Here is a 23,402-nt window from a genome sequence, read left to right as displayed (position 1 = left end):
GGCGCCGCCGGATCAGCCAGCGCCAATTGAAATTAAGAAACTACTTCCACTCGAAGATCTTCCACGACGGAATCAGCATATCTGGCTGATCCGAGCGGATGAAGTTTGCATCGGTCCCGTCTGCGCGCACCAGGAAATACGGCGGCGCGCCCTTGGGCGTGACCTTGATCGCATACAGGAAGCCATTTTGGCGGTACTCCTGAATGACCTTGTCGCCTTCCGTGCGAATGGTGACATCCGGGTCCGAGGATGGCGCATCGTCCGCTGCCATGACGGCCAACGGTGTAATTGCAAACAAGCCAGCCAGCAACAGGCGATTTAGTGTGCGCATGATAACCTTGTCCCTTTGTCGTCAACGGTCCCGCTATTCTAGCGCCGGACCCGCCGAAAAGGTTGATCCTGCTCATGAGCCAAGCCCCCCTCGTCCTGGTGGACGGTTCTTCTTACCTGTACCGCGCCTTTCACGCGCTGCCGCCGCTGACTACTTCCAAAGGCCTGCCCACCGGCGCGGTCAAAGGCGTGTTGAACATGCTCAAGAGTCTGCGCAAGCAGTACCCGGACAGCCCGTTCGCCGTGGTGTTCGACGCCAAGGGCGGGACGTTCCGCGATGAGATGTTCGCCGAATACAAAGCCAACCGCCCAAGTATGCCCGACGACATGCGCGTGCAAATCGAACCGCTGCACCAGAGCGTGAAGGCGTTAGGCTTTCCGTTGCTGTGCGTAGACGGCGTCGAGGCCGATGACGTGATTGGCACCCTGGCCCGCAGCAGTGCGGCGGCCGACCGTCCGGTGGTGATCTCTACCGGCGACAAGGACATGGCGCAACTGGTCGACGGCCACATTACCTTGGTCAACACCATGACCGGTAGCGCGCTGGACGTAGAGGGCGTGAAGGAGAAATTCGGCGTCGCTCCCGAGCAGATCATTGATTACCTGGCCTTGATGGGCGACTCCTCCGACAACATTCCAGGCGTCCCGGGCATTGGACCCAAAACCGCCTCCGGGCTGCTGGTCGGCGTGAATGGCGGGTTAACCGAGCTCTATGCGCAGCTCGACATCGTTCCGACCTTGCCGATTCGCGGCGCCAAGACCCTGCCGGCCAAGCTTGAAGAGCACAAGGAAATGGCATTCCTCTCCTATCGCCTGGCCACGATCAAGATCGACGTCCCTCTCGACATCGGGCTCGACGACCTGCAAATGGGCCAGCCGGACCACGACAAACTCGCCGAGCTCTACACGCTGCTCGAATTCAAGAGCTGGTTTGAAGACAACCAGCGTGAGGCCAAGCGCTCGGGCCAGGAGATTGTCGAAATTGCCCAGGAACAGCCGGGCGCCGTCGAAGCTCAATACGAAACCATCCTTGACCAGGCACGCTTCGAAGCCTGGCTGGACAAGCTCAACAACGCTCCGTTGATTGCGTTTGTTACTGAAACCAATGGCGGCGATGCGCAGCACTCGCAACTGGTGGGCCTGTCCTTCTCCGTTGCCGCAAATGAAGCAGCCTACATTCCCCTGACCCACTCCTACATGGGCGTCCCGGAACAGCTGGATCGCGACAGTGTTTTACTGGCGTTGAAGCCGCTGCTGGAGAATCCGCACAAACTCAAGGTCGGCCAGCACGCCAAGTTCGAAACCAACATCCTGGCCAACTGCGCCATTGGTGGCGATCAGAGCAACGGGATCATGGTCCGGGGCATTGCCTACGACACCATGCTCGAATCCTATGTACTGGACTCGACGGCAACGCGCCATGACATGGACAGCCTGGCGCTGAAGTACCTGGGCCAGAGCAAGACTGACATTCAGGAGATCGCAGGCAAAGGCGTCAAACAGCTGACTTTTGACCAGATCTCCCTTGAACTCGCCGGCCCCTACGCCGCCGAAGATGCCGATGTGGTCTTGCGCCTGCACCTCGCCCTGCAGGAAAAACTCGCAGCGACACCGAGCCTGTGCACGGTCCTGGACGAAATCGAAATGCCGCTAATGCCGGTGCTGGCGCGCATCGAGCGTCAGGGCGCGCTGGTGGACGCCAATCTGCTGGGCATCCAGAGCGTTGAGCTGGGCGAAAAACTCGTCGCCCTTGAGCGCGAGGCGTTTGCCATCGCCGGTGAGGAATTCAACCTGGGCTCACCCAAGCAACTGGGGGTGATTCTTTACGAAAAGCTGGGTCTGCCAGTCCTCAGCAAAACCGCCAAGGGTCAGGCCTCCACAGCCGAAGCGGTACTGGCCGAACTGGCCGAACAGGATTACCCGCTGCCCAAGGTGCTGATGCAGTACCGCTCGCTGAGCAAACTGAAAAGCACCTATACCGATCGGCTGCCAGAGCAAATCAATGCGCGTACTGGCCGCATCCACACGTCCTACCAGCAGGCCGTGGCGGCCACAGGACGCCTGTCGTCGATCGACCCGAACCTGCAGAACATCCCGATTCGCACCGCCGAAGGCCGGCGAATTCGCCAGGCGTTCGTTGCGCCGAAGGGCTACAAGCTGCTGGCGGCGGACTATTCGCAAATTGAACTGCGGATCATGGCGCACCTGGCCAAGGATGAAGGACTTTTGCATGCCTTCCGCAATGATCTGGACGTGCACAGGGCCACCGCCGCCGAAGTGTTTGGCGTCGAGTTGGCCGATGTCACCACCGACCAGCGCCGCAGTGCCAAAGCGATCAACTTCGGCCTGATCTACGGGATGAGTGCGTTTGGCCTGGCCAAACAGATCGGCGTAGATCGCAAGCAGTCCCAGGCGTACATCGACCGTTATTTCGCGCGCTACCCGGGCGTACTGCAATACATGGAGCGCACCCGTGCCCAGGCGGCCGAGCAAGGTTATGTCGAGACCATCTTCGGCCGCCGCCTGTACCTGCCGGACATCAACGCGAAGAACCCGGCCCTGCGCAAAGGCGCGGAACGCACAGCGATCAACGCCCCCATGCAGGGCACTGCGGCGGATATCATCAAAAAAGCCATGGTGGCGGTGGATAACTGGCTGACCGCGTCCGGCCTGGATGCCAAAGTCATCCTGCAGGTCCACGATGAATTGGTGCTGGAGGTGCGTGAGGATCTCGTGGATCAGGTTCGCGAAGAAATCCGTACGCACATGAGCAATGCCGCGAAACTGGACGTGCCACTGCTGGTCGAAGTAGGTGTGGGTAACAACTGGGATGAGGCTCACTGAGTCCCGATTCAACTCATACTGCAGGAGCGAGCTCGTTCGCGAAAAACCTGAGGGCGCCGAAGATAATCTGGCGCCCCGCAGAATCGCTAGACCATCGCCGGGAGCAAGTTCTCTACACAGGAACCGCACCGCGGCAATTAGTCGCGGCCTCGCGGGTTAGACCGCAATGTTCTTGGGGTTATTCCAAACGCATTCGAAAATAATCTGAACTAAACCGCCAAAACACCACTCAGATTTACTGAATGGCTGGTGAAGCCCTTCGATGCTCCTATGTTGTGTTAAGTGTTGGCAGATATCTGGACCCCGCCCTAGCGGTCCGGAACTTGAACCCCGGAACTTCCCCCTCCCCATAGAAGTCCGGGGTTTTTTTTGCGTGCGATTTATTGCTCGGCCGTTTGCGCACCCTTGTCTGCCAGTTCCATCCAGCCCGCCAGTACAGTGTAGGCGTCTTCCAGGCCCAGGCGCTTTGGCGCCGAAAACAGCTGGATCGAGATCGCGTCGCCCCAGCCTTTACGGATGTCCGACTGCACTTTGAGCAGCACGTTTTTCGCCGCGCCGTAGGTCAGTTTGTCGGCCTTGGTCAGCAGGATGTGCATCGGCATGCCGCTGGCGACAGCCCAGTCGAGCATCAACAGATCGAAATCGGTCATTGGATGACGGATGTCCATCATCAGGATCAGACCTTTCAAACTCTCGCGACCACCCAGATACGCTTCCAGGTGACGCTGCCAGTGCAGCTTCAGCGGGATGGGTACTTTTGCATAACCGTAGCCCGGCAGGTCGACCAGACGGCGATCATCGTCTAGCTTGAAGAAGTTCAAGAGTTGCGTGCGACCGGGCGTTTTCGAGGTCCGCGCCAGGCTGGCATGCGTCAGGGTGTTCAGCGCGCTGGATTTACCGGCGTTGGAACGGCCGGCAAACGCCACTTCGAAGCCTTCGTCGTCGGGACATTGATCGACTTTGGCAGCGCTGAGCATGAAGGTGGACTGTTGGCACAGGCCGAGGATGGGGTTCTTGAGTTGCATGGGATTTCCGATGTGGGCGGCGCCGGGAATGGACGCGGCGAGCAGTGTCGTTTCCGTTTCAGTGACGCCAGTATATAATGCCGCAGATTTTGTGTGCGCTTTGTCCCAGCGTAGGATGAAGAACACGAGAGCGATAGACCTTGATTGCGCATCAGAACGCAGCACGCTCTCAACCCTGAAAAGGTCGTTTTATGACGAAATGGCTGCTAGCTGCCGGTATCTTGATGCCGCTTTACAGCGCTCAGGCTACACAGGATCCGGAAGCTGTGTACAACCGTGTTTGTGGTGCCTGTCATTCCGGCCAACTACCCATGGCGCCCAGAAAGGGCGATCAGGCAGCTTGGACGCCGAGGTTGGCGAAAGGTATGGAGACGCTGGTGCAACACGTGACCCAGGGTTTCAAGGCGATGCCGCCGCGTGGTTTGTGCATGGACTGCAGTGCCGAGGATTACCAAGCCATCATCCAGTGGATGAGCGAGTGATCCCGGTCCATAACTCTTTAACCCTTAGCCGTAGTTGGATTAGCTGATGAACAAATTGATCGTGAGTCTGCTGTTGACCGTGGGGATCTCCGGCATTGCCCATGCTGCAGGTGATGCGACTGCTGGTCAGGCGAAAGCCGCAGTATGTGGCGCCTGTCATGGCCCGGATGGCAACAGCATGGCGCCTAACTTTCCGAAACTGGCAGGCCAGGGCGAACGTTATCTGAACAAGCAGTTGCACGACATCAAGTCCGGCAAGCGTGTCGTACTGGAAATGACCGGCCTGCTGACCAACCTGAGCGATCAGGACCTGGCTGATATGTCCGCCTACTTTGCCAGCCAGAAAGGCAGCGTTGGCGCCGCCGACCCGAAAGTCGTGTCTCGCGGTGAAGCCTTGTTCCGTGGTGGAGACCTGGCCAAGGGCCTGCCGGCCTGCACCGGTTGCCACTCGCCTAACGGCGCCGGCAACGCTGCTGCCGGCTTCCCGCACCTGGGCGGTCAGCACGCTCAATACATTGCCAAGCAACTGACCGACTTCCGCAAGGAAGAAGGCGGCCGCACCAACGACGGCGACACCAAGACCATGCAGACCATTGCCAAACGCCTGAGCGATGAAGATATCGCCGCGGTGTCGAGCTACATTCAGGGCCTGCACTAAGGCCGTCCATGGAGCATCAAGGGGGACGGACATCTCCTGCAATGTTAACGCTCCATTAATCCGTCGCAGCAAGTATAAAAAGGGTGGCTCTGGCCGCCCTTTTTTGTGGCCGCTGCCGTTACACTACAGAACTCAAGCCCGCCATGACCTGTCTGAATACAGGTCGCGCGAGGCGACCAAAATTGTCCAGGAGTAAAGCATGCGTAATCTGATCATCAGCGCCGCTCTCGTCGCTGCCAGCCTGTTCGGCATGACTGCACAGGCAGCCGAAGCACCTGCCGCCCCCTATGTCGAACTGAGCAACCCGGTTCAGGTCGCCGTGCCCGGCAAGATCGAGGTGGTAGAGCTGTTCTGGTATGGCTGCCCGCATTGCTACAAATTCGAGCCAGTGATCAACCCTTGGGTTGAAAAATTGCCATCCGATGTGAACTTCAAGCGCATCCCGGCGATGTTCGGCGGCCCTTGGGACGCCCACGGCCAAATGTTCCTGACCCTGGAATCGATGGGTGTCGAGCACAAGGTTCATGCCGCCGTGTTCAAGGCAATTCAGGAAGAACACAAGAAGCTGGTAACTCCGGAAGAAATGGCCGAGTTCCTGGCAACACAAGGTGTCGACAAGGATAAATTCCTCGCTACTTTCAACTCCTTCGCCATCAAGGGCCAGGTCACCCAGGCTCGCGAACTCGCCAAGAAGTACGAAATTACTGGCGTGCCAACCATGGTCGTCAATGGCAAGTACCGTTTTGACATCGGCTCTGCCGGCGGCGCCGAACAAGCATTGCAACTGGCCGATAAGCTGGTCGAACAAGAGCGAGCGGCTAACAAGGCTGCTGCCAACTAAGCGCGGGGCCTGCCATGCGCCGCTGGGGAACTGAACGAGTGGTTGGCCTGCATGATCCGCGGGTCAACGAACATCACCTGGAATCGACCGGGTTGCCCGCTGACAGCCGTCTGCGGCTACTCAGTTTTAATATCCAGGTGGGCATCAGTACCGAGCGTTATCGGCACTACCTGACCCGGGGGTGGCAGCATTTGCTACCCCACACCGGGCGCGCCACCAATCTGCAAAAGATCGGCGACCTGCTGGGTGACTTCGATCTGGTCGCCTTGCAGGAAGCCGATGGTGGCAGCATCCGGTCGGGCTATGTCAACCAGGTCGAACACCTGGCCCAGCTCGGGGCCTTCCCCTACTGGTACCAACAGCTCAATCGCAATCTTGGTCGCCTCGGCCAGCACAGTAATGGCGTGCTCAGCCGCCTGCGCCCCTGGGCGATTGAAGATCATCCGCTGCCGGGGCCCAAGGGTCGCGGGGCAATTCTGGTGCGTTTCGGCGAAGGCCCGGAGGCCCTCGTCGTGGTGATGATGCACCTGGCGCTCGGGGCGCGGACGCGTAGCCTGCAACTGGCCTACATCCGCGAACTGATTGGCGGGTACAAGCACCAGGTGTTGATGGGCGACATGAACACCCACGCCAGCGACCTGCTGCAGAATTCGCCGCTGCGCGATCTCGGCTTGCTCGCCCCGCAGCTGGAAGCGACCTTCCCCAGCTGGCGTCCACAACGCTGCCTGGACCATATTCTGCTGAGCCCGACCCTGACCCTTGAAAAGGTCGAGGTCCTGGCACAACCCATTTCCGATCACCTGCCGGTCGCGGTAGAGATTCGTCTGCCGGGTTCGCTCACGGCTGATGCATTCCCCGCGTTGAGTCCTGCCCCCTAGCGGATCCCCTGAATGAGCGACGAAGCACAGCGCTGGAAAGAGAAATACCTTCAAAGCATCGAACATCAGGAAAAACTCGAACGTCGCTGGGACGCCCGGCTCGACTTGCTGCGCCGTGGGCTGGTGCGCAGCACGCTGGCGGCCGAGGGCACCGATCGGACGGTCGATGAATGCATGAAGGAAATGCGCGACGTAGTGCGTACCGATGACATGGACGCCGGCCTGGCCGCATTGTTGCCGCGCCTGGAAAAAGCAGTGCTCGATTCCGAGCAACGCCGCGAGACTCGGGTCAATCAAACCAGCGCCGCACTGACGGCACTGGTCGCGCAGTTGCAAACATTGCCGCTGCCGCGAGAAGTGAGTCGCCCCCTCAAGCAGTTTGCCAAGCAACTGGATGCACGGGTTGGCCAGGCTCGCGAGATGCCGCTGCTACTTAGCGAGTTGAGCGGGCTGCAGGGTAAAGCGCTAAGCCGGCTTGAGAGCCCAGAGGAATCGGAACGACCAAGCTTGTTGCAACGCCTTTTTGGCAACCGTGAAGCGCAGGACACCGCTCCCGCGCAGGTGCCAGCAGCGATGGCCCCAGTACGCGCACCAGTGATTGCGGTGCCCGCTGCCGAGCCCCCCCCGGAACCACCTGCAGCTACTGAACAGCAACCCCCGCTGGTTACGGCGCCAGTGCCAGTAGCGGCACCGGCACCGGCATCAAATGCTGCACAGCCTGCGCCAGCGCCGCCGCCACAAGAGCCTGAGCAACCTGAGCAACCCGCAATTGCCACCGAAACGTCTGCGCCGACCAGCGCTGAACCGCCCACCGTCGAAGACGTGCCCACTTCTCCAGACACGCTCGACACTCCGGTCGCCGATGCGCAACCTCCCGAGCAAGACACGCTCTACGCGCTTCCGGACTCACCAGAGCCCACCTACAGCTCGGTGGCCAGGCACATTGAAGACACGTTACTGGGCCTGCTTGACGACCTGACACTGCCCGAACGTCATCGTCCGCAAGCCGAGGCCATGCGCCTGCGCCTGCAAAATGGATTGAACTGGTATGAGCTGATCCCGATCCTCGACGACCTGGCCACCTTGATGCTGGCGATCACCGGTAGCGGCCAGCATGAATTCGAAACCTACCTGCAGCAGCTCAACGAACGCCTGGAGGCTTTCCAGAGCAACCTGAGGGCGGCCAGCGACGGGCATGCCGACAACCGGTCTGCTGCGCGCGAGATGGACTCGCAAATCCGCGAACAGGTCGATGGCTTGCAGAGCAGCATGCAGGACGCCGCAGACCTGGACGGGCTCAAGCATGCCCTGGAGAACCATCTGGAGGGCCTGCTGGGCACCCTGGATCATTTCCAGAAACAGCGTGACGAACGTGAACAGGAAGTGGCGAGTCGCCTGCAAGGCCTGGCTGATCGGGTGGCCCACATGGAACACGAAGCCCTGGGCTTTCGCGAACACCTTGAAGAACAGCGCCAGAAAGCCCTGATCGATCCGCTGACCGGCCTGCCCAACCGCGCTGCCTGGAACGAGCGCCTGGATCAGGAAATCAGCCAATGGCATCAACAGGGAAACAGCCTGTTGTTGGCCATGCTCGACCTCGACCATTTCAAGCGGATCAACGACAACTATGGCCACCTGGCGGGCGACAAGGTCCTGAAGATCATTGCCACCGTCCTGCGCAAGCGCTTGCGCGGCTCGGACTTCATTGCCCGATTCGGCGGCGAAGAATTTGTCCTGCTGATGCCCGCGACCTTACCGGCGACAGGTGCCAGTCTGCTCGAAAAATTGCGCGCAGCCATCGAAGCCTGCCCTTTTCACTTCAAGGGCGAACCGGTAACGGTGACCCTCTCGATGGGCATGACCGCCTTCCGGCCTGGCGAGCACAGTGACGCGGCGTTAAAAAGAGCCGACCAGGCGCTCTATCGGGCCAAACATGCGGGGCGCAACCGCATCGAATTGGGGTAAGGCCAATTGTTCCATTTTGTTTAAATCGGCGCTTTGGCCTTCGACCCGCCCGGCATTACGTTACACTGTTGCATTATCATCCTACGTGTATCGTCACTCGCCATGAAATATTTCGCCCTTCTTGTGTCGCTCGTCCTGCTGGCAGGTTGCGCCAGTGGCCCGCGCATCGACACCAGTCATCCGTCAGCCAACCACGACAGCCGCATCCAGTTCGTGGTCGTGCACTACACCTCGGCGTCGCTTGAGCGCTCGCTGCAACTGCTGACCCACGGCGAAGTCAGCAGCCATTACCTGATCGGCGACGACAACAAGGCGACCATCTACAAGTTGATGGATGAAGGCCTGCGCGCCTGGCACGCCGGCGAGAGCGAATGGCAAACCCGTACCTGGCTGAACTCCAGCTCAATCGGCATTGAAATCGTCAATCCGGGCTTCAAGGACACGCCGACCGGCCGTCTGTGGTATCCCTACAGCAACGCCCAGATCCAGTCCCTGGTCTTCCTGCTCAAGGACATCAGCAAGCGCTACGGCATCAACCCTCACAACATCATCGGGCACAGTGACATTGCTCCGGGACGCAAACTCGATCCGGGCCCGCTGTTCCCGTGGAAGCGCCTGGCGGAGCAGGGGTTGGGCGTTTGGCCGAACGAACAAGCCGTGGCACGCCAGCAAGCGCAGTTCAATGTGCAGCTGCCGAGTATCAGCTGGTTCCAGGGGCAACTGGCGCGCCTAGGTTATGCCACACCGCAAACCGGTGAACTGGATGTTTCCACTCGTCACGTGTTGTCGGCGTTCCAGATGCATTTCCGGCCCTCCCGGTTCGACGGCACGCCGGATGCGCAGACTGCGGCACTGCTACAAGTCTTGAATCAGACAAAATAATGACGCCCGCCCGACGGTCGGGCGTTTTACTCAACCAGCAGCTATAACTCATTGGTAATTCTTCGGATGTTACCGGATGCCACCTGCTCGAGAGACACTACGTAGCTGGTTTTATCGCCCATGGTTTTTGGCGACGCTGGCGGCTGTCTTCAGTGCAACGTTATTGCTTACAGGCAGTCTATTCGTCGCCGTCCACCACATTGATAAAAACGAAAGCGAAGAGATGAATGCTCAGGGCGAGCGCTTCCTTGCGCGCCTGGAGCAGTTGTTCGGCCAATTGCGAGAAAGCCTCGACGACCTTGAAGCCCAACCTTTGCGCACCTGCGACGATGAAATGATCGCCACCTTGCAGCAGGTGACATTCAACTATCGCTTCGTTTACGAAGCCGCCTACATGGACTCCTCGCGAATCTGCTCCAACCGGCCTCGCCAGGAAGGCCTGTCGATGAGCCGCGCCCCGGACATCAAGGGCCCCACCTACAGCTACTGGCTGAACACCACCACCGAACCGGACGAAAACCGCGCAGCGCTGATGCTGGGGCGCGGCAATTTTCGGGTCGCTACTTCGCGTGGCCATTTGACCGACATGGTCGACCTGACGCCAGGTAGCAGCCTGCTCGTGGTGCTCGACCATGGCAAACGCGCCATACCGGTTCTCGGTGCGGAGCAGGCCTGGCCGCCGCTGGAAGTTTGGTCGCCAAAAAGCCGCGATGCCTTGCAGATTACCCAGACACACCTGATCTACCGCATGCCCACCAACAACCCCGCCTATCAGCTGGTGCTGATCTCACCGCGCACGGGAATCCACGTGCCGCCGGTCTGGTGGTGGCTGGTCCCGGCCAGCCTGGTGCTGGGTGGTTTTGTCGGGTTTCTGGTGTTCCTGCTGGTGCGGCAGCGCCAGTCGATGGATGCCGAGCTCAGCGGCGCCATCCGCCGGGGCGAACTGCAGGTGTTATATCAACCGATTTTCGACCTCGACAGCCGCAACTGCGTCGGCGCCGAAGCCTTGCTTCGATGGCGCCGACCGGACGGCACGCTCACCAGCCCCGACCTGTTCATCCCCATGGCTGAGAATACCGGCCAGATCCGCCAAATGACTGATTTTGTCCTGCAACGATTACTGGAGCAGTTGGGCCAACTGCTGCGCGCCAACCCCCAGCTGTACATCTCAGTCAATCTCGCGGCATGCGATGTCATGGTGCCGCGCGTTGGCCAGGTCATGGCCCGCTTGCTGACCTTGCACCGGGTCGCCGCCAAGCAGATTGCCTTTGAAGTGACTGAGCGCGGATTGATCGACGTAGTCGTCGCCCGGGAAAACCTGCAAGCCTTGCGGGACGTCGGGCACCAGGTGCTGATTGACGACTTCGGCACTGGCTATTGCAGCCTCGCCTATCTGCAAACGCTGCCAGTGGACTGCCTGAAGATCGACAAGGCGTTTATCGACGCCCTGGGACATGACGCCGCCAGCAGCGGCGTGGCGCCGCACATCATCCACATGGCCCAGGCCCTGCAACTCAAGGTGATTGCCGAAGGCATCGAACATGAAGCCCAGGCCGCCTTCCTGAGCAGCGAAGGAGTGAAGTTCGGTCAGGGTTGGCTATTCGCTCGAGCATTAAGCGCAGTGCAGTTCATCGAACTGATTACCCGTGGCCGACGCCTGGCAGGCCGTCGCCTGGACGACGAGGCCTGACCACGCTTCAGACCGCCAGGGCCATGTAGAACTGCGTGCCCTGCCCCGGTCGCGAGTAAACCCCCATTCGCCCGCCGTGCAGTTGCACGATCTCCTTGCACAGCGCCAGGCCGAGGCCCGCGCCGCCTTTCTTGCGACCGACCTGCACGAAAGGTTCGAAAATCCGCCCCTGCTGGCCGTAGGCAATTCCTTCGCCGTTGTCCTCTACGCTGATGATCACACGTTCGCCGTGGCGTCTTGCCTGCAGGCGAATCTGCCCGCCCGGGGAGGTGTGGCGCAGCGCATTATCAATAAGGTTATCCAGTACACGATCCAGCTGCGCCTGGTCGGCCTGCAGCCGGGGCAACGGGTCCTGCACTTCCACCACCAGATCGATATTGCTCGCCAAAGCGGTCCCACAGAAACGTACTCGGGCCTGTTCCAGCAGATCTTCGATGGAGCACGGCGCCAACGTGAGCTTCTGCAGACCGTTCTGGTAACGAGAAAAATTCAACAGATCGTTGATCAACTGCATCAGCCGCTGCATCTCTTCGTTTACCGTATCCAGCAGATCGGCTTCACGAGAATCCTCCGGGAATTTGGCCCTTTCCCGGAACAGGCCGAACGCCATATGCATGCCGGTGACCGGTGTGCGCAGCTCATGGGAAGCCCGCAGCACGAACTCGCTGCGCACCCGTTCGAATGCACGCTGTTCGGTTACGTCGTGCAGCACCATCACCGCGCCGAGGATATGCCCCTGGGTGTGGCTCACAGGCGTCAAGCTGTAGGTGAGCAACCGCGATTCGCCGTCGACCTCAATACTCAGGTCTTCGGGAGCCCGCTCCAGGGTGCCGCCGCGCAACACCAGCTGCAGCTGCCCATCGAGCTCCGGACGTTCGAGGGCCGAACCCAACCCCTGCCCCAAGCGGTCCGAGTCCCAGCCCAGCTGCCGTTGGGCCACTGGGTTCAAATGCTCCAGGTGTCCTTCGCGGTCAATCATCAACAAACCGTCATCGATGCTATCGAGCACCGCTTGCAGGCGCTGTTGGCCGGCGAGCAATTCGTCAACATTGGTTGCCTGATGCTCGCGCAGGGCCTCGGCCATGATGCCAAACCGCTTGGTCAGCAGATTCATCTCCGCAGCTGACGATATCGGCAGGGTGACTTCAAAATTGCCCTGGCCAATATTGTCAGCCGCCTGCGCCAGCGCCTCGATCGGAGCACCAAAACGCCGGGCAATGGCATGGGCAGTGACAAAGCCGATAATCAGCACCGCGAGGCCAACCAGCCCGATCAGACCGGCTACCAACAAGGCACGGTCTCGCGCTGAACGTTCGGTTGCATAGATGGCATCCAGGGCGCGCTTGTGCTCGGAAAGCAGACCATTGCGCAGTTTGTTGAATTTTTCCGTGAGCTCTTCGTTTCCGCTCAACAGATGGGAGGGGCTACGTGTATCCGCGTAGGCCTGCAAAAAATCCTGGTAGTCAGCCTTGGCCTGCTTGAAACCGTACTTGAAGCCGTCACTCACCTGTTCGTGGGCAATGCCTTCGTCGAGCAACTGCAGGTAGTGATCCCTGGATTTATCGAAAGCAGCGCGGTCCGGGTTCTCGCTGAGCATGACGACCAACTGGTCACCCAGGGTCTGGCGCAGTTTCAGCCCCAGATCCAGGGTGGCGAAATTGTTGCGAACCAGCGACTGCTGGGAACTGGCCATCTGCATCACGCTGACCAGCCCGAGCAACAGCCCAAGCAGCGCGACGGTGATCAGCGCGGAAATGCTCAGGAAGAGCCGGGTGCGCAACTTCATCGCCAGTTTCATCGGGGATGACTCACAGGTTGTACTGCTTGCGTTTGCGATACAACGTCGAGGCGTCGATACCCAAGGTCTTGGCAGCCTGGTCCAGCGTGTCGGCGGTGGCCAGGACCGCGCCGATGTGAGCCTTTTCCAGCTCGTCCAGACTCAGTGCCGCGCCAATACGCGGCGCGTTGTTCACCGGCGTTTCTGCCATGCCCAGGTGGCTGATCTCGACTCGTTCCTGCGGACAAATGATGCTCGCACGCTCCACCACGTTACGCAGCTCACGGATGTTGCCCGGCCAGCGATACCCGAGTAACGCCTCGCGGGCCTCCTCGCTGAAACCCCGCGCCGGACGAGCGTACTCCTTGACGAAGCGGGCCAGGAAGCGATCAGCCAGGTTTAGGATGTCTTCACGCCGCTCGCGCAAAGGCGGTAGATGCAACGTGATGACGTTCAACCGATAAAGCAGGTCTTCGCGAAAGCGCCCATCGCGCACCATGTCTTCGAGGTTGAGGTTGGTCGCCGCCAGAATCCGCACATCGGCACGGCGAGTGACAGGGTCGCCGACTCGCTCATACTCCTTGTCCTGAATAAAACGCAGCAACTTTGGTTGCAACGTGAGGGGAAAATCGCCGATCTCATCAAGAAACAAGGTTCCGCCATCCGCCTGGTTGACTCGACCCAAAGTACTTTCGCTGGCGCCGGTAAAAGCACCCCGACTGTGACCAAACAACTCGCTCTCCATCAACTCCGCGGTCAGCGAAGGACAGTTGATAGTGACGCAAGATTTTTTCGCGCGCTTGCTCCAGCCATGAATGGCATGGGACAACTCGCCCTTGCCCGTCCCGGACTCGCCGAGAATAAGGATGTTGGCGTCGGTACCGGCGACTTGGCGGGCCGTTTCCAGCACCACTTTCATGGCCGGGCTATGGGAGTCCAGGCCGTCCTTGGGCTTGCGCACTTCACCTTCCAGCGCTTCAAGGCGCGCCGAGAGTTGCCGCACTTCCAATTGCTTGGCCGTGGCCAGACGCAGCTGGTCGGGGCTGCACGGCTTGACCAGATAATCGGCAGCACCGGCCTGGATGGCATCTACAGCCGTATCCACAGCCGAATGAGCGGTGACTATGACGACACGCATCCATGGCGCCTGAATGCGCATCTGTGCGAGGACGTCGAGGCCGTTGTCTTCTCCCAGGCGCAAATCCAGAAAGCACAGGTCAAACACCTGGCGTTGCAGCAAGGCATCTGCCTGGGCAGCGCTGTTGGCCGTGGCGACACTGTAGCCTTCGTCTTCAAGGCAATAACGGAAAGTTCGCAGGATGGCGGATTCGTCGTCCACCAGCAGAATGCGGCCTTGATGCTCCGTGGCTGACTCCATTTTCCTACGCTCCATAAAGAATGATCTTAGGTTAGTCCCGGAAAAATCGGGCAAGTTGCATGGTCAATTCTGTGCCTTTTCATCAAAGGAAGGGTAGCTATCTACCGCCTCGTCGGACAAAGGCTTGATTTAACAGGATTTTTTGTGAAATACGATTTTTTGGGCAAATGCCCACGTCCATTTCTGACATCCGCGCCCTCCTCTCAATTCAAAAAGAATGAAAGTTCCTACGGCATTATCGTGCATTACGCACGACCGTAGAGAGCCCATCGTGCAGGATGCGTTCAATGTGATTTTTAACCATCTTTTAAGTCATTGTTTTTAAACAGTTTTTTCATATGAAAAAGCTGGCATGCAGGCTGCAATAGTCTGGGTAATCAGGGCAAAAGATCGCCCACAACAAGATCACCACCGAAGTGGGAGGAGTTTCCGGATGAATCGCCAACGTACCGCCCAATTGCGCATCTCGCCCCTGCACATCCAGCAAGGTCTATTCGCTGTACTTGCGCTTTTGATCACATTGATTGGCGGCCAGCAATTCCAGCGTTGGGAACAAAGCCAGCAGCAGGAAGCGCCGCAGCTGTCATTCAAATATCCGACTCAAACCCACTTCAGTGCCGCCAGCAGTCAAGCGGCAGATAGCACCCCCCTGCGGATGATGGACGTCGACCAGGCACAGCCTGCGAATGAGATGCCTCGTCAGGAGCGCTGGGTGTTCTGATCACCAGACTTGGCGCGCTGCTTGCGCCGGGAAAAGCACCAAAAGCATCACCTCTAAAATAGAAGCGTAAGGAGAATCACCATGTTGAGCTGGGCAATCACATTCTTGATCATTGCCATCATCGCCGCCGTACTGGGCTTCGGTGGTATCGCGGGCACCGCCACGGGTATCGCCAAGATTCTCTTTGTCGTGTTCCTAGTGATGTTCATTGCGTCGTTCTTCTTTGGCCGCCGTGGTCGAGGCTGAACATGAACGTCTCGTTGAAGACACTGGCAGCCGCCCTGCTACTGGGCGGCAGTGCCATGGCGATGGCAGCCAATGATGGCCAGACGCGGGTCAACGAGCTGTTGAATTCCGATCCGCAGTATCGCGAAACCTGGCAAGGCGTGGTTAAGAAGGAAGAACGCCTGCCGGAATGGGTGATGAACCTGTCCGGAGATGCCGAGCAAATGAATGCAGTGCAAGAGGATGGCGACAAGTACCTTGTAGGACCGCTATGCGAATCGCAGGCGACCTGTCTGAACAAGCGTCTGATCGTTGCTGTCAGCTTCGACAAGGATGACGCCTACGGGATGCTGGTTGAAGTGCCAGCCGGGCTGCCGGCTGACAAGTCGCCGACGCGACATGCTACTTACCGGTTCCTCGGCAAGCCCGATGAGGGCATGCAGAACCTGTTGATGGAACAACTGAAAAAAGATCCAAAGTGGTACTGAGTTTGAAATAGAAAGAGGCCGCCAGGCGTCTTTCCGATGCACTGCCCGATGACGGCAGGCGCATGACCAGGGGGCCGGGACGCTCTGCCTGTTTCAGGGGCGCAGTGACCTACGGGTACAGGGAGTACCTGCGCAAGGGCCGGGTCAGGAAAAAAGCTGCGACGCAGGTTCGCGATATTCAATGTCGACGAACCTGCGAAGAGCTTATGCAATCGAGGCATTCGGTTAGCACTCAATCCTCGTTTGCACCTTCCTCTCTACAATTCGAATCAACCACACCGGAAAAATACATTTCCCGGTGTTTCCTGACGACCGTACATCGAGAAAAATAACCTGATTTTTCAAGGCTATTTGACTTTCTGATCATCGAATTTTGCTCCAAAAATCCCTTTCTGCGGTTGATCAAAAAACACTCAATCCCCGCTGTGATGGCCGGTTCACGGCACTTTTGCCTGCCGAAATGTCGTATTCGAACCGGTTGGGACGCCAGTTTCGATTAAAAAAGCTCATGCCGATTCGGCATAGGGTAGGCGTTTACGGCATTAGACGTCGCAGTCTTGCATCGGAATAGTTGCGCCTTTTTTCGCCTGCCAGAGAGCTACCAACAAGCGCTCCGGGGCACCTTATACGGAGGCCGATGCACAAGACTTTTTCGCCACGAGCGTTCCTGTTCCGCGCATCTGCCTGAGTCAAACGCAAGTAAGGGTAAAGATATGAAGAAGGCAAAGCTTAGCCTCGCCTGGCAGATCCTCATCGGTCTGGTATTGGGGATTGCAATCGGTGCGCTGCTCAACCATTTCGGCGCCGAAAAAGCCTGGTGGATCAGTAACGTTCTGCAACCGGCAGGCGATATCTTTATCCGTCTGATCAAGATGATTGTGATTCCGATCGTAATCTCTTCGTTGATCGTCGGCATTGCCGGCGTCGGTGACGCGAAAAAACTCGGCAGCATCGGGCTCAAGACCATCATCTACTTCGAGGTCGTCACCACGATCGCCATCGTCGTAGGTTTGGTACTGGCCAACCTGTTCCACCCGGGTGCCGGCATCGACATGAGCACCCTGGGCACTGTGGATATCTCCAAGTACCAGGCCACAGCTGCCGAGGTCCAGCATGAACACGCGTTCATTGAGACCATTCTCAACCTGATCCCGTCGAATATCTTCGCGGCCATTGCTCGCGGCGAGATGCTTCCGATCATTTTCTTCTCGGTATTGTTCGGCCTCGGTCTGTCGAGCCTGAAACCGGAATTGCGCGATCCGCTGGTCACCATGTTCCAGGGCGTGTCGGAAAGCATGTTCAAGGTCACCCACATGATCATGAACTATGCCCCGATTGGCGTGTTCGCACTGATCGCGGTGACCGTCGCCAACTTCGGCTTCGCGTCCCTGCTGCCACTGGCCAAACTGGTGCTGCTGGTTTACTTCGCTATTGCCTTCTTCGCCTTCATGGTGCTGGGCCTGATTGCTCGCCTGTTCGGCTTCTCGGTGATCAAGCTGATGCGCATCTTCAAGGATGAGCTGGTACTGGCCTACTCCACCGCCAGCTCCGAAACCGTGCTGCCGCGGGTTATCGAGAAAATGGAAGCCTACGGCGCGCCGAAAGCCATCTGCAGTTTCGTCGTACCGACCGGCTACTCCTTCAACCTCGACGGCTCGACGCTGTATCAGAGCATCGCGGCAATCTTCATTGCGCAGCTGTACGGCATTGATCTGTCGATCAGCCAGCAACTGCTGCTGGTGTTGACCCTGATGGTAACCTCCAAAGGCATCGCCGGCGTGCCGGGCGTGTCCTTCGTGGTGCTGCTTGCGACCCTGGGCAGCGTGGGTATTCCATTGGAAGGCCTGGCGTTCATCGCAGGTGTCGACCGCATCATGGACATGGCCCGTACCGCACTGAACGTGATCGGCAACGCTTTGGCGGTCCTGGTCATCTCTCGCTGGGAAGGCATGTACGACGATGCCAAGGGCCAACGCTACTGGAACTCGTTGCCGCACTGGCGCAGCAAGGAAAAACTGCCGGCAGGTGAAGTTTCCAAAAACTGACTCACGCTGGTCTGCCCCCAAAATGTTGAACATTCATCATGACTTTTGGGGTGCCGATCACTCTGTAGGAGCTGCCGAAGGCTGCGATCTTTTGATCTGGCTTTTAAAAAAACCAAAAGATCGCAGCCTTTGGCAGCTCCTACAGTAGATTGAGGCCATCCATGTAAATGGGCCGCCAGCAGTTCCAGACAAACCCCGGAGAAATCCGGGGTTTGTCGTTTCTGGCTACCCCGTTATCATTCGCCGCATTCTTTGGGGGATTTGACTGATGCTTAATGGCCTGTGGCTTGGCTTCTTCATCGTGGCCGCCGTATCGGCGCTGGCGCAGTGGTTGATTGGCGGCAACGCCGGGATCTTTGCCGCGATGGTGGAGAGCATTTTCGCCATGGCCAAGTTGTCGGTCGAGGTCATGGTCCTGTTGTTTGGCACCCTCACCCTTTGGCTGGGCTTTCTGCGAATCGCCGAGAAAGCCGGCATCGTCGACTGGTTGGCAAAAGCGTTGGGGCCGCTGTTCCTGCGGCTGATGCCGGAAGTGCCGGCCGGTCACCCGGCGATCGGCCTGATCACCCTCAACTTCGCCGCCAACGGCCTGGGCCTGGACAATGCTGCCACGCCAATCGGCTTGAAAGCCATGAAGGCACTGCAGGAGCTCAACCCCAGCCCGACCATTGCCAGCAACGCGCAAATCCTCTTCCTGGTACTCAATGCCTCTTCGCTGACGCTGCTGCCGGTGACGATCTTCATGTACCGGGCGCAGCAAGGTGCGCCGGATCCAACCCTGGTGTTCCTGCCGATCCTGCTGGCCACCAGCTGTTCGACTCTGGTTGGGTTGCTATCCGTGGCATTCATGCAACGCCTGCGTCTGTGGGATCCGGTGGTGCTTGCCTACATGATCCCCGGTGCCCTGGCACTCGGCGGCTTCATGGCACTGCTGGCGACGCTGTCAGCCACCGCATTGGCCGGCCTGTCTTCCATTCTCGGCAACCTGACGCTGTTTGGTCTGATCATGCTGTTCCTGGTGATTGGCGCGCTACGCAAAGTTAAGGTCTATGAAGCGTTCGTCGAAGGTGCGAAGGAAGGCTTCGATGTAGCGAAGAATCTGTTGCCGTACCTGGTGGCGATGCTCTGCGCGGTCGGCGTATTGCGGGCCTCGGGCGCGCTGGATTTTGGCCTGGATGGCATTCGGCACCTTGTGGAGTGGGCGGGTTGGGACACGCGGTTCGTTGACGCGCTACCGACCGCGATGGTCAAGCCCTTCTCCGGCAGCGCCGCCCGCGCCATGTTGATTGAGACCATGAAAACGTCTGGGGTCGACAGCTTCCCGGCGTTAGTGGCGGCGACGATCCAGGGCAGCACTGAAACCACGTTTTATGTGTTGGCGGTTTACTTCGGCGCGGTGGGGATTCAGCGTGCGCGGCATGCCGTTGGCTGCGCTTTATTGGCGGAATTCGCCGGAGTAGTCGGCGCAATCGCCGTTTGCTACTGGTTCTTCGGCTAACAACCGCCCCTTGTAGGAGCGAGCTGGCTCGCGAGGGTCGTGAACGATGACGCAGGTAACCTGACACCCAGCAGCACCCTCAAGCGCTTCGCAAGCGAGCTCGCTCCTATAGAGGAAATGTGCCGGGTTTACGGGCGCCGCGGCGGGACTGCTTTTTGGCCTTGCGCCACCGCCCAATCCACCACCTGCGCCGTCAACTGGTCGCTCGCCAGGCCAAACCCGGCCACCACGGCCGGCACCTGCACGTCGGTCAGCGGCTGGCGCACTTCAAAGCGGCGACTGGCGAGAATCCGCTGGTCATACCCGCGCACCAACAACGCATCCAGACGCACCACCACGGTAGCTGCCGTACCCTGATACTCGGTCTGGAACGCCTGCAAATTGCCACCGAGCTCCAGGTCCGCCTGGAAGTTGCTGTCGTCAGTGCTTAATAACGGTACCCGGCCGTCACGCTGAAAGCCATCCAGCAGGCGATTGCGCAGCAACACGGGGGCAGGGTCACTCCAACGCGAGGCTTTGTAACTGCTGATCAGGTCGCCCTGGGGAATGACGGCGATGTTCGGGCTGTTCAGTGCCTGGCTTGCTTGGGGTTTGGCCAAACGCAACGACCACGGCTGTACGGCGTCTTGCCTGACCGGAGCAGCGCCTTGAGTCGATGGCAGTCGGTACACATCCGACGGATCCGCCTTGGGCAGGATCGAGCAGGCACTGATCAGCGCAAAACCGGTGAAGAGCAGGGCGCGGGTCAGCTTCATGGGGTGAATTCCTTGTTCTTGTCGTTGCCCAGCAGATATCCGCTGGGATTGGCTTCCAGGCGCTGGGAGATGGCGCGCAACGAGGTCAGCGTATCGCGCAGTTCACGCACAGCGGGTGCGAGCCCGTTAAGACCCTGCATGCCATTGTTGAGCGAGTCCTGGTTGCTGGACAGCAACTGGTTGATGGTGGCGCTGCTTTGTTCCAGCGACTTCATGGCCTGCTCGGCGCTGGCGAACATCTGCTTGCCCTGATCATTGAGCAGGCCGTTGGCATTGCGCATCAGCGCAGAGGTCTGTTCCAGCATGGCGCCGGCCTGCTTGCCCACTGATGCCAGCTGTTGCATGGCCTGGCGGATGTCGCCGCGCTGGTCCGCGATGGTGCCAGTCGTCTGCTCCAGGTGCTCCAGGGTCTTGCTGATGCGCTCGACGTTTTCCGTGGAGAACATCAGGTTGGCGTTGTGCATCAGCGTGTTGACGCCCGCCATCAGGTCGTTGCTGTCGTTCAGCAGGCGAGCGATGGGCGAGGGCGACGCCACGATCACCGGCAGTTTGCCGTCCTTGCCCTTGAGCGTCGGGCTCTGGGGCGTGCCGCCGCTCAGCTGGATGATCGACGTGCCGGTAATCCCGGTCAGCGCCAGCTTCGCCTGGGTGTCTTCCTTGATCGGCGTCTCGCCGCCCAGGCGAATCCGCGCCAGTACCCGACGCGGATCGTTCGGGTCCAGGCGCAGGGTCACCACATCGCCGACCTTGATCCCGCTGTATTGCACGGCGCTGCCTTTGGACAGGCCGCTGACCGCCTCGTTGAACACGATTTCGTAGTCCTTGAACTCGGTATCCACACTGGACTTGGCCAGCCAGAGCCCGAAGAGCAGAGCGGCTGCCACCACAATTACCGTGAACAGGCCGATCAGTACGTGATGGGCTCGGGTTTCCATGTCAGACCTCGTTGAGCTGTTGAGCGGCAGTCAGCGCCGCGCGGCCGCGAGGGCCGTGGAAATATTCGTGAATCCACGCATCGTCGGTTTCCGAAACCTTGTCGATGGCATCCGCCACCAGCACTTTTTTCTGCGCCAGCACCGCCACTCGATCGGTGATGGTGTAGAGGGTGTCCAGGTCGTGGGTGACCAGAAACACACTCAAGCCCAGCGCATCACGCAGGGTCAGGATCAATTGGTCGAAAGCGGCAGCGCCGATGGGATCCAGGCCGGCGGTGGGCTCGTCGAGAAACAGGATGTCCGGATCCAGCGCCAGCGCGCGGGCCAGTGCGGCGCGCTTGATCATCCCGCCGGACAGCGAAGCGGGGTACTTGTCCGCAGCAGACAGCGGCAAGCCCGCCAAGGCCAGCTTTACCGCCGCCAGGTGCTCGGCGTCATTGCGGCTCAACCCCGCGTGTTCGATTAGGGGCAGGGCGACGTTCTCGGTCACGGTCAGCGAGGAGAACAGGGCGCCTTTCTGGAACAGCACGCCAAAACGGCGCTCCACCAGCGAGCGCTCGTGCTCGGGAAGGGCCGGCAGGTTTTTCCCGAAGACCTTCACCATGCCCTCGCTGGGCTGGCGCAAGCCGACGATGCTGCGCAACAGCACCGATTTGCCGCTGCCGGAACCACCGACCACGGCGAGGATCTCGCCTTTGTACAAGTCCAGGTCGAGATTCTCGTGCACGCTCTGGCTGCCGAAACGATTGCACAAGCCGCGGACTTCGATCACCGCCTCGGAGGACGCTCGGGGTTGACGACTCACCAGCCCATCTCCATGAAAAACAGCGCGGCCACGGCATCGAGCACAATCACCACAAAAATCGACTGGACCACGCTCGACGTGGTGTGTGCGCCAACGGACTCGGCGCTGCCGCTGACCTTGAAGCCCTCCAGACAACCGATGGCAGCAATCAGGAAGGCGAAGATCGGCGCTTTGACGATGCCCACCAGGAAGTGCTGAACGCCAATATCCGATTGCAACAGCGAGAGGAACATCGCCGGGGAGATATCCAGCGAAACCGCGCACACCACGCCGCCGCCGATAATCCCGGAGAGCATCGCCAGAAACGTCAGCATCGGCAGCGCAACCAGCAGCGCAAGAACTCGCGGCACGACCAGCAGCTCCATGGGGTCCAGGCCCAATGTGCGAATGGCGTCGATTTCTTCGTTGGCCTTCATCGACCCTATCTGGGCGGTGAACGCGCTGGCGGTGCGGCCGGCCATCAGGATCGCGGTGAGCAACACGCCGAACTCGCGCAGAAACGAGAACGCCACCAGGTCCACGGTAAAGATACTCGCACCAAAACTCGCCAGCACCGTCGCCCCCAGAAATGCCACCACGGCACCGACCAGGAAGGTCAGCAGGGCAACAATCGGCGCAGCGTCCAGACCGGTTTGCTCGATGTGCGCCACCATTGGCGTGATGCGCCAGCGTTTGGGACGAAACAGGCCGCGAGCGATGGTTTCCAGGATCAGGCCGACAAACCCGAGCAACTGCAGCGTGTCTTGCCAGACCGCGTCCACCGCGCGCCCGATGCGCGTCAGCAGTTGGATGCCGACGCTGACTTCGGGCTCCTTGATCGGCACGCAGAAATCAGTCATGGAGCAATAGACGGTGTGCAGCAGTGCGCGATCGGCGCCGGACAAGGTGCAGTCCGGATGTTCGGCGGACTTGCCAAGCCGCTCGGATCCCAACAACTCCACCAACAACGACGCGCCGGCCGTGTCGAGGGCGCCCAGGCCATTGAGGTCGATGTGGGTGCTGTCGTCGTATTGGCCGCGAATGGTTTCGCAAAGGCCCTTGAGGTTGGCGTAATGGGCAAGCGTCCAGTCACCCGTGACCCGCAATTGTGCAGGAGAGTGAGAGGCGTCCAGTTGGGCGTTGCCGGCCGTTGTACTGCTGGTCATAAGCTCCATGCTTGTTCGACTGAATGACTGTGGTA

Annotated in this window: 21 protein-coding genes; 13 read left to right on the top strand and 8 right to left on the bottom strand. The window is 59.5% G+C overall.

What is annotated here, in order from left to right; genetic code table 11:
• Nucleotides 1–40 precede the first annotated feature (40 nt).
• Nucleotides 41–331 carry a DUF2782 domain-containing protein gene (locus HYI44_RS06150; protein ID WP_045059114.1) on the bottom strand — a complete coding sequence of 97 codons (291 nt, stop codon included), beginning with the start codon at nt 329–331 and terminating at the stop codon, nt 41–43.
• A 74-nt stretch (nt 332–405) separates the two neighbouring features.
• Here HYI44_RS06150 and polA point away from each other — a divergent pair, with 74 nt between their 5' ends.
• On the top strand, nt 406–3,174 hold the full coding sequence (polA, locus tag HYI44_RS06145) for a DNA polymerase I (RefSeq protein WP_122840878.1): 2,769 nt from the start codon (nt 406–408) through the stop codon (nt 3,172–3,174).
• A gap of 380 nt (nt 3,175–3,554) precedes the next feature.
• Here the strand turns inward: polA and yihA are convergent, their stop codons facing one another.
• A complete protein-coding gene (yihA, locus tag HYI44_RS06140) occupies nt 3,555–4,199 on the bottom strand; it encodes a ribosome biogenesis GTP-binding protein YihA/YsxC (protein ID WP_045059116.1) in 645 nt (214 codons plus the stop codon).
• Between the two features lie 191 nt (nt 4,200–4,390).
• On the opposite strand from yihA, the gene HYI44_RS06135 reads away from it, so the two are divergent.
• The 7 genes from HYI44_RS06135 to HYI44_RS06105 all read left to right on the top strand — a co-directional run bounded on the left by HYI44_RS06135 (nt 4,391) and on the right by HYI44_RS06105 (nt 11,595).
• Complete coding sequence (locus HYI44_RS06135; protein ID WP_045059117.1) at nt 4,391–4,681, top strand: c-type cytochrome; 291 nt, start codon at nt 4,391–4,393, stop codon at nt 4,679–4,681.
• Nucleotides 4,682–4,727: 46 nt separating this feature from the next.
• Nucleotides 4,728–5,339 carry a c-type cytochrome gene (locus tag HYI44_RS06130; protein WP_122840879.1) on the top strand — a complete coding sequence of 204 codons (612 nt, stop codon included), beginning with the start codon at nt 4,728–4,730 and terminating at the stop codon, nt 5,337–5,339.
• Between the two features lie 199 nt (nt 5,340–5,538).
• Nucleotides 5,539–6,180: a thiol:disulfide interchange protein DsbA/DsbL gene (locus HYI44_RS06125; protein WP_045059119.1), complete on the top strand. Its 642-nt coding sequence runs from the start codon at nt 5,539–5,541 to the stop codon at nt 6,178–6,180.
• Nucleotides 6,181–6,194: 14 nt separating this feature from the next.
• Nucleotides 6,195–7,058 carry an endonuclease/exonuclease/phosphatase family protein gene (locus tag HYI44_RS06120; RefSeq protein WP_045059120.1) on the top strand — a complete coding sequence of 288 codons (864 nt, stop codon included), beginning with the start codon at nt 6,195–6,197 and terminating at the stop codon, nt 7,056–7,058.
• Between the two features lie 12 nt (nt 7,059–7,070).
• On the top strand, nt 7,071–9,023 hold the full coding sequence (locus tag HYI44_RS06115) for a GGDEF domain-containing protein (RefSeq protein WP_225568960.1): 1,953 nt from the start codon (nt 7,071–7,073) through the stop codon (nt 9,021–9,023).
• Nucleotides 9,024–9,125: 102 nt separating this feature from the next.
• On the top strand, nt 9,126–9,905 hold the full coding sequence (locus HYI44_RS06110) for an N-acetylmuramoyl-L-alanine amidase (RefSeq protein WP_225568959.1): 780 nt from the start codon (nt 9,126–9,128) through the stop codon (nt 9,903–9,905).
• A 76-nt stretch (nt 9,906–9,981) separates the two neighbouring features.
• On the top strand, nt 9,982–11,595 hold the full coding sequence (locus HYI44_RS06105) for an EAL domain-containing protein (protein WP_122840883.1): 1,614 nt from the start codon (nt 9,982–9,984) through the stop codon (nt 11,593–11,595).
• Between the two features lie 7 nt (nt 11,596–11,602).
• On the opposite strand, the gene HYI44_RS06100 is transcribed toward HYI44_RS06105, so the two are convergent.
• Together HYI44_RS06100 and algB are read right to left on the bottom strand one after the other, a co-directional pair.
• The gene (locus tag HYI44_RS06100) at nt 11,603–13,393 is read right to left on the bottom strand and encodes a KinB sensor domain-containing domain (protein ID WP_225568958.1); all 1,791 of its coding nucleotides are present in this window, start codon (nt 13,391–13,393) and stop codon (nt 11,603–11,605) included.
• Nucleotides 13,394–13,403: 10 nt separating this feature from the next.
• On the bottom strand, nt 13,404–14,750 hold the full coding sequence (gene algB / locus HYI44_RS06095; protein WP_045059125.1) for a sigma-54-dependent response regulator transcription factor AlgB: 1,347 nt from the start codon (nt 14,748–14,750) through the stop codon (nt 13,404–13,406).
• A 433-nt stretch (nt 14,751–15,183) separates the two neighbouring features.
• Here algB and HYI44_RS06090 point away from each other — a divergent pair, with 433 nt between their 5' ends.
• The 5 genes from HYI44_RS06090 to HYI44_RS06070 all read left to right on the top strand — a co-directional run bounded on the left by HYI44_RS06090 (nt 15,184) and on the right by HYI44_RS06070 (nt 19,727).
• Nucleotides 15,184–15,471, top strand: a complete 288-nt coding sequence (locus HYI44_RS06090) for a hypothetical protein (protein ID WP_225568957.1) — start codon at nt 15,184–15,186, stop codon at nt 15,469–15,471.
• An 81-nt stretch (nt 15,472–15,552) separates the two neighbouring features.
• Nucleotides 15,553–15,717: a DUF1328 domain-containing protein gene (locus HYI44_RS06085; RefSeq protein ID WP_003177151.1), complete on the top strand. Its 165-nt coding sequence runs from the start codon at nt 15,553–15,555 to the stop codon at nt 15,715–15,717.
• A 2-nt stretch (nt 15,718–15,719) separates the two neighbouring features.
• Nucleotides 15,720–16,184 (top strand): inhibitor of vertebrate lysozyme family protein, encoded by a 465-nt coding sequence (locus HYI44_RS06080; RefSeq protein WP_122840886.1) that lies wholly within the window; start codon nt 15,720–15,722, stop codon nt 16,182–16,184.
• A 713-nt stretch (nt 16,185–16,897) separates the two neighbouring features.
• A complete protein-coding gene (gene gltP / locus HYI44_RS06075; protein WP_122840887.1) occupies nt 16,898–18,229 on the top strand; it encodes a glutamate/aspartate:proton symporter GltP in 1,332 nt (443 codons plus the stop codon).
• Nucleotides 18,230–18,497: 268 nt separating this feature from the next.
• Nucleotides 18,498–19,727, top strand: coding sequence for a nucleoside recognition domain-containing protein (locus HYI44_RS06070; RefSeq protein WP_122840888.1), 1,230 nt, complete (start codon nt 18,498–18,500; stop codon nt 19,725–19,727).
• Nucleotides 19,728–19,855: 128 nt separating this feature from the next.
• On the opposite strand, the gene HYI44_RS06065 is transcribed toward HYI44_RS06070, so the two are convergent.
• Genes HYI44_RS06065 through HYI44_RS06050 form a run of 4 tightly spaced genes read right to left on the bottom strand, consistent with a single transcriptional unit; the run spans nt 19,856 to nt 23,367 of the window.
• The gene (locus tag HYI44_RS06065; protein WP_122840889.1) at nt 19,856–20,482 is read right to left on the bottom strand and encodes an ABC-type transport auxiliary lipoprotein family protein; all 627 of its coding nucleotides are present in this window, start codon (nt 20,480–20,482) and stop codon (nt 19,856–19,858) included.
• The gene (locus HYI44_RS06060; protein ID WP_122840890.1) at nt 20,479–21,417 is read right to left on the bottom strand and encodes an MlaD family protein; all 939 of its coding nucleotides are present in this window, start codon (nt 21,415–21,417) and stop codon (nt 20,479–20,481) included. The genes HYI44_RS06065 and HYI44_RS06060 overlap by 4 nt, the downstream gene beginning before the upstream one ends.
• A gap of 1 nt (nt 21,418) precedes the next feature.
• A complete protein-coding gene (locus HYI44_RS06055; RefSeq protein WP_045061642.1) occupies nt 21,419–22,222 on the bottom strand; it encodes an ABC transporter ATP-binding protein in 804 nt (267 codons plus the stop codon).
• Entirely contained in the window at nt 22,219–23,367 is a 1,149-nt protein-coding gene (locus tag HYI44_RS06050; RefSeq protein WP_122840891.1) for an MlaE family ABC transporter permease, read from the bottom strand. The genes HYI44_RS06055 and HYI44_RS06050 overlap by 4 nt, the downstream gene beginning before the upstream one ends.
• Nucleotides 23,368–23,402 lie beyond the last annotated feature (35 nt).

Origin of the sequence: Pseudomonas sp. Y24-6 (assembly GCF_020295325.1) — a bacterium.
GTDB classification, from domain to species: Bacteria; Pseudomonadota; Gammaproteobacteria; order Pseudomonadales; family Pseudomonadaceae; genus Aquipseudomonas; species Aquipseudomonas gregormendelii.
This window is presented reverse-complemented; position numbering and strand designations above follow the sequence as displayed.